Genomic DNA, 11,514 nt, shown 5'->3' with positions numbered 1-11,514 from the left:
GTGTTCGGCTTACTTCACGCGCATGCCGGGCTTCGCGCCGCTGTGCGGCTCGAGGATGTAGAGGCCCGGTTCCGCCTTCTCGTCGGTGGCCGACGCCGCGAGCACCATCCCTTCGGACAGGCCGAACTTCATCTTGCGCGGCGCGAGGTTCGCGACCATCACCGTCAGCTTGCCGACGAGCTCTTCGGGCTGGTACGCGGACTTGATGCCCGAGAACACATTGCGGGTCTTTTCCTCGCCGACGTCGAGCGTGAGCTGCAGCAGCTTGTCCGAGCCTTCGACCGCCTGGCACGCGACGATCTTCGCGATGCGCAGGTCGATCTTCGCGAAATCGTCGATCGAGATCGGTGCGTCGTCGGCGCCGTTCACAACCGCCTGCTTCGCGTTCGCCTTCGCGTTGTTCTTTGCGTCCTTCGCGGCGTTGGCGCTCGCGGCGGCCGCACCGGTGGCCTCGGCCTGCAGCGAATCGCGGTTCGCGGCGAGCAGCGCCTCGATCTGCTTCGCGTCGACGCGCGTCATCAGGTGCTGGTACGCCTTGATCGGCTGTTCCGACGACAGCGGCTTCGCGGCATCGGCCCACGCGAGCGGCGCGATCCCGAAGAACGCCTCGACGGCTTCGGCGACACGCGGCATCACCGGCTTCAGCGCGAGCGACAGCAGGCGGAACGACTCGAGGCTCACGCTGCAGGTTTCATGCAGCGCGACCGCGTTGGCCGGATCCTTCGCGAGATCCCACGGCTTTGCGCCGTCGACGTACGCGTTCACTTCGTCCGCAAGCTCCATCGTCTGGCGCAGCGCGCGGCTGTATTCGCGTGCTTCGTAGTGCGCGGCGATCTGCGGAATCGCATCGCGCAGCTTCGCGACGAGCGGGTGGTTCATCGCACTGTCCTGCACGCGGCCGTCGAAACGCTTGATCAGGAAGCCGGCCGCGCGGCTCGCGATGTTCACGTACTTGCCGACGAGGTCGCTGTTCACGCGCGCCTGGAAATCGTCGAGGTTCAGGTCGATGTCTTCCATCGTCGCGTTCAGCTTCGCGGCGAAGTAGTAGCGCAGCCATTCGGGGTTCAGGCCCGTGTCGATGTAGCTCTGCGCGGTGATGAACGTGCCGCGCGACTTCGACATCTTCGCGCCGTCGACCGTCAGGAAGCCGTGCGCGAACACGTTGGTCGGCGTGCGGTGGCCCGAGAACTCGAGCATCGCGGGCCAGAACAGCGTGTGGAAGTACAGGATGTCCTTGCCGATGAAGTGGTACTGCTCGGCCTTCGTGCCCGGGCGGATCCACGCATCGAAGTCGATGCCGTTGCGGTCGCACAGGTTCTTGAAGCTCGCGTAGTAGCCGACCGGCGCGTCGAGCCACACGTAGAAATACTTGCCGGGCGCGCCCGGGATCTCGAAGCCGAAGTACGGCGCGTCACGCGAGATGTCCCAGTCGGCGAGCTTGGCTTCGCCGGCGTCGCCGAGCCATTCGCGCATCTTGTTGGTCGCTTCGGGCTGCGCGAGGCCGCTCACCCATTCGCGCAGGAACGATTCGCAGCGCGGATCGGACAGGCGGAAGAAGTAGTGCTTCGACGTCTTGCGCACCGGCGTCGCGCCCGACACGACCGAATACGGGTTCAGCAGTTCGGTCGGCAGGTAGGTCGAACCGCACACTTCGCAGTTGTCGCCGTATTGATCCTTCGCGTGGCACTTCGGGCACTCGCCCTTGATGAAGCGGTCCGGCAGGAACATTTCCTTGACCGGGTCGTATGCCTGCTCGATCTCGCGTTCGGCGATCAGGCCGGCGTCCTGCAGCGCGAGGTAGATCTTCTCGCTCAGCACGCGGTTCTCGTCCGAATCGGTCGAGTAGAAGTTGTCGAACGACACGCCGAAGCTGTCGAAGTCGCGCTTGTGTTCGGTCCACACGCGATCGATCAGCTGCTTCGGAGTCAGGCCTTCCTTCTCCGCGCGCAGCATGATCGGCGTGCCGTGCGTGTCGTCGGCGCCGATGTAGTAGACCTCATGGCCATGCATTCGCAGCGTCCGCACCCAGATGTCGGTCTGGATGTACTCGACCAGGTGGCCGATGTGGATCTGCCCGTTGGCATAGGGCAGTGCGGACGTTACGAGGATCTGGCGGTCGCCTTGCGGCGCCGCAGCCTGCACGGAAGTGAGGTCGGATGCGGACATAGGGTCTGTAGAGGAACTGCGGAAAAACGACGGGAAAGTGCGATTCTAGCAGGGGCGCACGTCAGCGATGCGAGCGGGCGCCGCGGACCGCGCGCCGGAGGAGGCGGGGCCGCGCAGGTAGCGTACCCGGTAGTGTTGTGCTGCGGTGCAGCACGAATTCTGCAGGCAAAAAAAACCGGGGCGGATACGGCCCCGGAGCAACAACGACAAGAGGAGAATGGTGACGCGCCGGCAACACCAGCCGCGTACCGTAAATACTGACCGCGGCCTGCGACAGAAGTTCGAAAATATTTTCGATTTGTTACCGGCCCCGCCGGACGCGTTGTCCGGCGGGGCTGCGCGGGCAGCCTGCCCGCGCATTCTCCTCGTCGTGTGCTTACTGCGCCTGCGCTGCGCGCAGGTAGATTTCGACGCGGCGGTTCTGTGCGCGGCCGGCTTCGCTCGCGTTGTCCGCGATCGGGTTCGATGCGCCCATGCCTTGTGCCGACAGGCGGCCGCCGTTCACGCCGCGCTGGGCGAGTGCGTTCACGACGCTTTGCGCGCGGTTCTGCGACAGCGTCTGGTTCAGCTGCGCCGAACCCGTGCTGTCGGTGTAGCCGACGATCGAAGCCGTGACTTGCGGGTTCTGGTTCAGCGTCGTGGCCAGGTCGTTCAGCAGCGGCGTGAAGGCCGGCGTGATCGCGTACTGGTTCGTCGCGAACGTGACCGAGCTCGGCACGTTCAGCTTCAGCGAGCCGTCCGGCTGTTCGGTGACCTGCGTGCCCGTCTTCGCTGCCGACGGCGCGAGCTTGTTCTTGATCGCCTGCCAGTTGTAGCCCGTCACGCCGCCGACCAGTGCGCCGACACCTGCGCCGATCGCCGCGCCCTTGCCGCCGCCCGCCAGCGCGCCGATACCTGCGCCCAGCGCCGCACCCGTGCCGGTACCGACGGCCGTATTGTTGCCTTGCTGCGTGGCGCAGCCTGCCAGCAGTGCGCCGGCCAATGCGAAGACGGACAAGCGGGTCGCGATTTTCATGTTCATCTTGGATTCCTCTCTTGGTTGAACGAGTCGACAACGACGACAACAACAGTTACGGCTCCCTGCGTGGGCCGCCCGAAAAAGGAGGGCAGGCCTGCGCTCGCGGCAGCCGCCGAGGTGGCCGCATGCCCTGTCCGTCAGCGTGGCTGTTCGGACAGGGCGACGCGTCAGCCTCTACAATATAGGCGGTAAGTGGCCGATTTGGCCCCATAGCATGCCGCACGCGAAGATTGCGCCGGGTCGCGCGTTCGCGCAATGGCGTGCAACAGATTCTTTCACTTTTCCCGATTTTCGCAGCGTAATTTGATATTTTTTGACGTTTGCGCGCGAGAAAAACGTTTTCATGGAGTTTCGATGAGCATTGACCGGGCACAAGTCGACGCCGCACTGGCGGCAGTCGTCGACCCCAATACCGGCCGCCCGTACGCGGCGAACAAGGGCGTACGCAACGTCGCGATCGACGGCGATGTCGTGGCGCTCGACGTGGTGCTCGGTTATCCCGCGCGCAGCCAGCACGACGACGTGCGCGCGCGCGTCACCGCGGCGCTCCAGGCCGTGCCGGGCGTGCGCGACGCGCGCGTCGCCGTGTCGCAGGAGATCGTCGCGCACACGGTGCAGCGCGGCGTGAAGCTGCTGCCGAACGTGAAGAACATCGTCGCGGTCGCATCGGGCAAGGGCGGCGTCGGCAAGAGCACGACGGCCGTGAACCTCGCGCTCGCGCTCGCCGCGGAAGGCGCGTCGGTCGGCATCCTCGACGCCGACATCTACGGCCCGTCGCTGCCGACGATGCTCGGTATCCACGGCCAGCGCCCCGAGTCGCCGGACAACCAGTCGATGAACCCGCTGGTCGGCCACGGGCTGCAGGCGAACTCGATCGGCTTCCTGATCGAGGAAGACAACCCGATGGTGTGGCGCGGCCCGATGGCGACCTCCGCGCTCGAACAGCTGCTGCGCCAGACCAACTGGCGCGAACTCGACTACCTGATCGTCGACATGCCGCCCGGTACCGGCGACATCCAGCTCACGCTCGCGCAGCGCGTGCCCGTCACCGGCGCCGTGATCGTCACGACGCCGCAGGACATCGCGCTGCTCGACGCGAAGAAGGGCCTGAAGATGTTCGAGAAGGTCGGGATTCCGATCCTCGGTATCGTCGAAAACATGAGCATCCACATCTGCTCGAACTGCGGCCACGAAGAGCACATCTTCGGCGCCGGCGGCGCCGAGCGGATGGCGAAGGATTACGGCGTGAACGTGCTCGGCAGCCTGCCGCTCGACATCGCGATCCGCGAGCGCGCCGACAGCGGCACGCCGACGGTGGCGGCCGATTCCGAAGGCGCGCTGGCGCGCCGCTACCGCGAGATCGCGCGCGGCGTGGCGCTGGCGATTGCCGAGCGATCGCGCGACATGACGTCGAAGTTCCCGTCGATCGTTGTTCAAAATACGTAAAACCCTTGCGGGGCGGGCCCTTACGCTGTTTACGGCGCCACGAGGCGCGGTATCATGGCGACTTTTCCCGGGTCCCTTTACCCGCCCGGCGCGGCCGTCGTGTCAAACGACCGCCAGCCGGCATGAGGATCGAATGAAACAACGACATCACGGCGTGCGCGCCGGCCGCGCGCAGCGCGCGCTGCTGGCCGCCGCCGCGCTGGGCCTGCTGGCCGGCTGTACCTCCTTTTCCTCGTCGCACGAAAAACGGGCCGACGCACAACTGCAGCCGACGGTCGGCGCGCAGGCGCGTGGCGCGGTCACGTTCGTCGAGCGCCCGGACGGCGTCCAGGTCACCTACAACCTGGCCGGTCTGCCACCGAACAGCGATCATGCGCTGCAGGTGCACGAGCGCGGCGACTGCAACGCGGGGGACGGTTCGAGCGCCGGCCAGGTGTTCGCGCCGGCCGCCGACCGCCTGCGCGCGGGTGCGCGCGTCGCCGGCGATCTCGGCAACATCCATGCGGACGCGAACGGCGTCGCGGCCGGCTTCATCGTTGCCCCCGATCTGGCCCTCGATGGCGTGCGCTCGGCGATGAACCGCGCGGTGCTGGTGCACCGCGAACCGAGCGATCCCGCGTTTCCGCAGCATGGCGCGGGGCCCGCGCTGGCCTGCGGCGTGATCCGTTGACGGCCGCCGCGTGCGCCGGCCGATGATCGCGTAAAATGTCCGCCTTTCCCGGCCGCCGCCTTGTATCGGCGGCTTTCGTTTTCCGTCACGCAGCGTTTCCTGGCGCCCCGATATGAGTATCAAGTCCGACAAATGGATTCGGCGCATGGCCGAAGAGCACAAAATGATCGAGCCGTTCGTGCCCGATCAGGTTCGCGCGTCCGAGGACGGCCGCCGGATCGTCAGCTACGGCACGTCGAGCTACGGCTACGACATCCGCTGCGCGGACGAATTCAAGATCTTCACGAACATCAACTCGACGATCGTCGATCCGAAGAACTTCGACGAGGGTTCGTTTGTCGATTTCAAGGGCGACGTGTGCATCATCCCGCCGAATTCGTTCGCGCTGGCCCGCACCGTCGAATATTTCCGCATCCCGCGCACCGTGTTGACCGTCTGCCTCGGCAAGTCGACCTATGCGCGCTGCGGGATCATCGTCAACGTGACGCCGTTCGAACCCGAATGGGAAGGCTACGTCACGCTGGAATTCTCGAACACCACGCCGTTGCCCGCGAAGATCTACGCGAACGAAGGCGTCGCCCAGGTGCTCTTCTTCGAGAGCGACGAAGTGTGCGACGTGTCGTACGCCGATCGCGGCGGCAAGTATCAGGGGCAGCGCGGTGTCACGCTGCCGAAAACCTGATCTGGTTGCATAACGTCTCACCAGTTTCCGGGTGACCGCTGCGCGTGACGCGCCGCGGTCGTTCTTTTTGGAGAATCGCCCATGAAGTTTCGTTTCCCCGTCGTCATCATCGACGAAGATTTCCGCTCCGAGAACATCTCGGGCTCCGGCATCCGGGCGTTGGCCGAAGCGATCGAGAAAGAGGGCGTCGAAGTCCTCGGCCTCACGAGCTACGGCGATCTGACGTCGTTTGCGCAGCAGTCGAGCCGCGCGTCGTGCTTCATCCTGTCGATCGACGACGACGAACTCATGCTCGGCGAGACCGGCCAGGACGGCGAACTGCCGGAGCTCGCGACCGCGATCATCGAGCTGCGCGCGTTCGTCACCGAAGTGCGCCGCCGCAACGCGGACATCCCGATCTTCCTGTACGGCGAAACGCGCACGTCGCGCCATCTGCCGAACGACATCCTGCGCGAACTGCACGGCTTCATCCACATGTTCGAGGACACGCCGGAGTTCGTCGCGCGCCACATCATCCGTGAAGCGAAGGTCTATCTCGACTCGCTCGCCCCGCCGTTCTTCAAGGAACTCGTCAAGTACGCGGACGAAGGCTCGTACTCGTGGCACTGCCCGGGCCACTCGGGCGGCGTCGCGTTCCTGAAGAACCCGCTCGGCCAGATGTTCCACCAGTTCTTCGGCGAGAACATGCTGCGCGCGGACGTCTGCAACGCGGTGGACGAACTCGGCCAGCTGCTGGACCACACGGGCCCGGTCGCGGCGTCCGAGCGTAATGCGGCGCGCATCTTCAGCGCCGACCACCTGTTCTTCGTGACCAACGGCACGTCGACGTCGAACAAGATCGTCTGGCACGCGACCGTCGCGCCGGGCGACATCGTGCTGGTCGACCGCAACTGCCACAAGTCGATCCTGCACGCGATCACGATGACGGGCGCGATTCCCGTGTTCCTGACGCCGACGCGCAACCACTTCGGCATCATCGGGCCGATCCCGCGCGACGAATTCAAGCCGGAGAACATCCGCAAGAAGATCGAGGCGAACCCGTTCGCGCGCGAAGCGATGCGCGAGAACCCGGACATGAAGCCGCGCATCCTGACGATCACGCAGAGCACGTACGACGGCGTCGTCTACAACGTCGAGATGATCAAGGACCTGCTGGGCGACCTGCTCGACACCCTGCACTTCGACGAAGCGTGGCTGCCGCACGCGACGTTCCACGATTTCTACCGCGACATGCACGCGATCGGCGACGGCCGTCCGCGCACGGGCGCGCTCGTGTTCGCGACGCACTCGACGCACAAGCTGCTCGCGGGCATCTCGCAGGCGTCGCAGATCGTCGTGCAGGATTCGGAGAACCGCACGTTCGACAAGCACCGCTTCAACGAGGCGTACCTGATGCACACGTCGACGAGCCCGCAGTACGCGATCATCGCGTCATGCGACGTCGCGGCCGCGATGATGGAGCCGCCGGGCGGCACCGCGCTCGTCGAGGAATCGATCGCGGAAGCGATCGACTTCCGCCGCGCGATGCGCAAGGTCGACGCCGAATACGGCGACGACTGGTTCTTCAGCGTGTGGGGCCCGGACAACCTGTCCGAGGAAGGCATCGGTTCGCGCGAGGACTGGATGCTGAAGCCGAACGACCACTGGCACGGCTTCGGTCCGCTGGCGGAAGGCTTCAACATGCTCGACCCGATCAAGGCGACGATCATCACGCCGGGGCTCGACGTCGACGGCGAGTTCGGCGAGACGGGCATTCCCGCCGCGATCGTCACGAAGTACCTGGCCGAGCACGGGATCATCGTCGAGAAGACCGGCCTGTACTCGTTCTTCATCATGTTCACGATCGGCATCACGAAGGGCCGCTGGAACTCGATGGTGACCGAGCTGCAGCAGTTCAAGGACGACTACGACAACAACCAGCCGCTGTGGCGCGTGCTGCCGGAGTTCGTCGCGCAGCATCCGCGCTACGAGCGTGTCGGCCTGCGCGACCTGTGCGCGCAGATCCACGACGTGTACCGCGCGAACGACATCGCCCGCCTGACGACGGAGATGTACCTGTCGGACATGGAGCCGGCGATGAAGCCGTCGGACGCGTTCGCGAAGCTCGCGCACCGCAAGATCGACCGCGTGCCGCTCGACGAGCTCGAAGGCCGCGTGACGAGCATCCTGCTCACGCCGTACCCGCCGGGCATTCCGCTCCTGATCCCGGGCGAGCGCTTCAACAAGACGATCGTGAACTACCTGCGGTTCGCGCGCGACTTCAACGAGCGTTTCCCGGGCTTCCACACCGACATCCACGGCCTCGTCGCGGAAGAGGTGAACGGCCGCGTCGAGTACTTCGTCGACTGCGTGCGCGACTGATGGCGGCGCACGGACGAATCCGGGCGATGCGCGCGGCGTTGGCCGCGCTCGTCGTCTGGGCGGCAGGCGCGGCGGGGCTGGCAGGGTCGGGCGTCGCACACGCGGAAGTCGCGGCGGCCGACCCGATCGACGTCGCGATGCGGCAATGCCTCGCGCGGCGCGACCGGTCGTCGCCGGCCGGCCAGATCCAGTGCATGGGCGAAGCGCAGCAGCAGTGGCAGGCCGTGATGGACGGCGCGTACCAGCGCCTGTTGAAGGATGCGCCGGCCGATGCGAAGCGCGGCTGGCAGGACAGCCAGCGCCATTGGCTCACGTGGCGCAAGGACGAAGTACATCTGCTGAAGGCCGTGTACGACACGACGCGTGGCACGTCGTATGCGATGTCGAGCGCCGACCTGCAGCTGCAGCCGGTGCGCGATCGCGCGCTGGCGCTGCGCGGCGCGGCCGATCGCTATGCGCCGCCGCCCGCCGCGGTACCGGTCGCGGCGACGAGCGGTGCGCAGGGCGGCACGAGCGCAGCCCAGGCTGCGGCCACGCCGACTGCCAAGCCGACGGCAAACGCGCCGCGCGATCCGGCCGTGCGCCGCGTGCGGCCGTGTGAACAGGATGCCGCGTGCGAGCACGCGTTGTTCGACCTGAACCGTTATTACCAGAAGCTGCGTCGCAAGATGCCGGCCCATTCGGCCGCGACGCTCGTACGCGCGCAGCGCGCGTGGGTCGGGTTCCGCGACGCGACGGCGCCGCTCGTCGGCGAGGACGGGCGCGTCGACCTGATCGGTGCGCGCATCGCGACGATGAAGCGGCTGTCGGAGACGGCCGGCAACAAGTAAGGGCCGTCACGACACGGGTCGTTCGGCAACCCAACGAAACGGGCACCCTGGGGTGCCCGTTTTGCATTGCGCGGCGTGCGGTGACGCCTATGCAGGCTGCGACGTGCCTTGCTGGCCGAACCACGACGGCACGAGCGCGACCGCATCGTCGAGCGACGCGAGCACGTGCAGGCTCAGCGCGATGATTTCGGGTGTCGGCGCTTTCAGGTCGGGCACGGTGACGACCGATGCGCCGGCGCCGGCGGCCGACTGTGCGCCGAAGTCACTGTCCTCGAACGCGACGCACGCATGTGCCGGCACGCCGAGGCGTTCGGCCGCGAGCCGGTAGACGGCCGGGTCGGGCTTGCCGCGTGCGACTTCGTCGCCGCCCGCGATCGCGCGGAAGAACGGCAGCACGCCGACCGCGTCGAGCCGTGCGCGGATCACGTCACCGGCGGACGACGATGCGACCGCGCATGGAATGCCGGCCTGCGCGAGCGCATCGAGCAGCGCAAACGCGCCCGGTTTCAGCGGAAACTTCGGATGCGGCTCGGGCGCCGCGAGCTGTTCGCGCACGCGGGTGCGCACGGCGTCGAACGTATCGGGATTGCCGATCAGCCGCGCCAGGATGACCTGGCCTTCGGCGAACGAGCGGCCGACGATCTGCAGGTAGTCGGTGACGGTCAGCGCGACACCGTGCGCATTCGACACGTCGATCCACGTGTTCATGATGGTCCGCTCGGAATCGACGAGCAGGCCGTCCATGTCGAAGAGCGCGGCGGAAAAGGTCATCGGCGGCATCCGGGAAGCTGGGAAAGCGAGGAGCGGCGCAACGGCCGCCCGAATGAAAAACGGACGCCGAAGGCGTCCGTCCATGACAGCAGGCTGTTACTGGCCCAGAGCGGGCGGGCCGCCTTGACGGCCGCACGCACCTGGTCGGGTGCGGTGCCGCCCGGGTGGTTGCGGCTGGCGACCGAACCCTCGAGCGTCAGGTAGCCGAACACGTCTTCGCCGATCAGGTGCGCGACGTTCGGCAGTTCCTGCTTCATCTCGTCGAGCGTCAGGTCGGCCAGGTCGATGCCGCGGTCGTCGCAGACCTTCACCGCGTGCGCGACGGCTTCGTGCGCATCGCGGAACGGCAGGCCGCGCTTCACGAGGTAGTCGGCGAGGTCGGTGGCGGTCGAGAAGCCCTGCAGCGCGGCCGCACGCATCGCGTCCGGCTTCACGGTGATGCCGGCGACCATCTCGGCGAAGATTCGCAGCGTGTCGGCAACGGTGTCGACCGTGTCGAACAGCGGCTCCTTGTCTTCCTGATTGTCCTTGTTGTATGCGAGCGGCTGGCCCTTCATCAGCGTCAGCAGCGCCATCAGGTGGCCGTTCACACGGCCCGTCTTGCCGCGCGCGAGTTCGGGCACGTCCGGGTTCTTCTTCTGCGGCATGATCGAGCTGCCGGTGCAGAAGCGGTCGGCGATGTCGATGAAGCCGACGCGCGGGCTCATCCACAGCACGAGTTCTTCGGAGAAGCGCGACACGTGCGTCATCACGAGTGCGGAAGCCGCCGTGAATTCGATCGCGAAGTCACGATCGGACACTGCGTCGAGCGAGTTCGCGCAGATGCCGTCGAAGCCGAGCGTCTTCGCCACTGCGTGACGGTCGATCGGGTAGCTCGTGCCCGCGAGCGCGGCCGCGCCGAGCGGCAGGCGGTTCACGCGGGTGCGGCAGTCGCGCATGCGTTCCGCGTCGCGCGTGAACATCTCGACGTACGCGAGCAGGTGGTGGCCGAACGTGACGGGTTGCGCGACCTGCAGGTGCGTGAAGCCCGGCATGATCGTGTCGGCGTTCTGTTCCGCGAGGTCGATCAGCGCGCCGCGCAGGTCGGTGAGCAGGCCGCCGATGCGGTCGATCTCGCCGCGCAGCCACAGGCGGATGTCGGTCGCGACCTGGTCGTTGCGCGAGCGGCCCGTATGCAGGCGCTTGCCGGCATCGCCGATCAGCGCGGTCAGGCGCGCCTCGATGTTCAGGTGGACGTCTTCCAGGTCGAGCTGCCATTCGAATTCGCCGCGCTCGATCTCGCCCTTGATCTGCGCCATCCCGCGTTCGATCGCGGCCAGGTCGTCGGCGCTGATGATCTTCTGCGCGGCGAGCATGTTCGCGTGCGCGAGCGAGCCGGCGATGTCGACGAGCGCGAGGCGCTTGTCGAAAAACACCGACGACGTGTAGCGCTTGACCAGTTCCGACATCGGTTCCGAAAAGCGGGCCGACCAGGCCTCGCCCTTTTTGTGCAGTTGGGACGTCATGGCGATTCTTCGAAGGGGAGTTGGGCAGCGTGCGCCGCCGAGGGAATCCTGTAATTCTAACATTC

General features: G+C 66.5%; 8 protein-coding genes and 1 pseudogene. 5 read left to right on the top strand and 4 right to left on the bottom strand.

Translation table 11 applies throughout. The features are described 5' to 3' along the window. Positions 1-9 precede the first annotated feature (9 nt). Positions 10-2,166 carry a methionine--tRNA ligase gene (gene metG / locus KEC55_RS12875; RefSeq protein WP_282505763.1) on the bottom strand — a complete coding sequence of 719 codons (2,157 nt, stop codon included), beginning with the start codon at positions 2,164-2,166 and terminating at the stop codon, positions 10-12. Between the two features lie 376 nt (positions 2,167-2,542). Next, positions 2,543-3,187, bottom strand: a complete 645-nt coding sequence (locus tag KEC55_RS12870) for an OmpA family protein (RefSeq protein WP_282505762.1) — start codon at positions 3,185-3,187, stop codon at positions 2,543-2,545. 351 nt (positions 3,188-3,538) lie between these two features. On the opposite strand from KEC55_RS12870, the gene apbC reads away from it, so the two are divergent. The 5 genes from apbC to KEC55_RS12845 all read left to right on the top strand — a co-directional run bounded on the left by apbC (position 3,539) and on the right by KEC55_RS12845 (position 9,173). Then, a complete protein-coding gene (gene apbC / locus KEC55_RS12865) occupies positions 3,539-4,630 on the top strand; it encodes an iron-sulfur cluster carrier protein ApbC (RefSeq protein ID WP_282505761.1) in 1,092 nt (363 codons plus the stop codon). A 133-nt stretch (positions 4,631-4,763) separates the two neighbouring features. After that, complete coding sequence (sodC, locus tag KEC55_RS12860; RefSeq protein WP_282505760.1) at positions 4,764-5,300, top strand: superoxide dismutase [Cu-Zn]; 537 nt, start codon at positions 4,764-4,766, stop codon at positions 5,298-5,300. A 112-nt stretch (positions 5,301-5,412) separates the two neighbouring features. Continuing rightward, positions 5,413-5,982 (top strand): dCTP deaminase, encoded by a 570-nt coding sequence (gene dcd, locus KEC55_RS12855; protein ID WP_006398615.1) that lies wholly within the window; start codon positions 5,413-5,415, stop codon positions 5,980-5,982. Between the two features lie 81 nt (positions 5,983-6,063). Continuing rightward, positions 6,064-8,343: an arginine/lysine/ornithine decarboxylase gene (locus tag KEC55_RS12850; protein WP_176050627.1), complete on the top strand. Its 2,280-nt coding sequence runs from the start codon at positions 6,064-6,066 to the stop codon at positions 8,341-8,343. Then, on the top strand, positions 8,343-9,173 hold the full coding sequence (locus tag KEC55_RS12845) for a lysozyme inhibitor LprI family protein (RefSeq protein ID WP_282505759.1): 831 nt from the start codon (positions 8,343-8,345) through the stop codon (positions 9,171-9,173). Before KEC55_RS12850 ends, KEC55_RS12845 begins: the two co-directional genes overlap by 1 nt. Positions 9,174-9,260: 87 nt before the next feature. Here the strand turns inward: KEC55_RS12845 and KEC55_RS12840 are convergent, their stop codons facing one another. Beyond that, positions 9,261-9,944: an HAD family hydrolase gene (locus tag KEC55_RS12840; protein ID WP_282505758.1), complete on the bottom strand. Its 684-nt coding sequence runs from the start codon at positions 9,942-9,944 to the stop codon at positions 9,261-9,263. Between the two features lie 113 nt (positions 9,945-10,057). Continuing rightward, positions 10,058-11,449 (bottom strand): annotated as a pseudogene (argH, locus tag KEC55_RS12835) (argininosuccinate lyase); the annotation flags it as partial. Positions 11,450-11,514 lie beyond the last annotated feature (65 nt).

Origin of the sequence: Burkholderia cepacia (genome assembly GCF_029962485.1) — a bacterium.
Taxonomy (GTDB): Bacteria; Pseudomonadota; Gammaproteobacteria; order Burkholderiales; family Burkholderiaceae; genus Burkholderia.
The sequence above is the reverse complement of the archived record's forward strand: the minus strand, read 5'-3'. Positions and strand labels throughout refer to the sequence as shown.

What these genes read in the sequence shown, in the direction of transcription:
- metG (WP_282505763.1), bottom strand. Translation starts at nt 2,166, where the DNA reads ATGTCCGCATCCGACCTCACTTCCGTGCAGGCTGCGGCGCCGCAAGGC.
- KEC55_RS12870 (WP_282505762.1), bottom strand. Translation starts at nt 3,187, where the DNA reads ATGAACATGAAAATCGCGACCCGCTTGTCCGTCTTCGCATTGGCCGGC.
- apbC (WP_282505761.1), top strand. Translation starts at nt 3,539, where the DNA reads ATGAGCATTGACCGGGCACAAGTCGACGCCGCACTGGCGGCAGTCGTC.
- sodC (WP_282505760.1), top strand. Translation starts at nt 4,764, where the DNA reads ATGAAACAACGACATCACGGCGTGCGCGCCGGCCGCGCGCAGCGCGCG.
- dcd (WP_006398615.1), top strand. Translation starts at nt 5,413, where the DNA reads ATGAGTATCAAGTCCGACAAATGGATTCGGCGCATGGCCGAAGAGCAC.
- KEC55_RS12850 (WP_176050627.1), top strand. Translation starts at nt 6,064, where the DNA reads ATGAAGTTTCGTTTCCCCGTCGTCATCATCGACGAAGATTTCCGCTCC.
- KEC55_RS12845 (WP_282505759.1), top strand. Translation starts at nt 8,343, where the DNA reads ATGGCGGCGCACGGACGAATCCGGGCGATGCGCGCGGCGTTGGCCGCG.
- KEC55_RS12840 (WP_282505758.1), bottom strand. Translation starts at nt 9,944, where the DNA reads ATGACCTTTTCCGCCGCGCTCTTCGACATGGACGGCCTGCTCGTCGAT.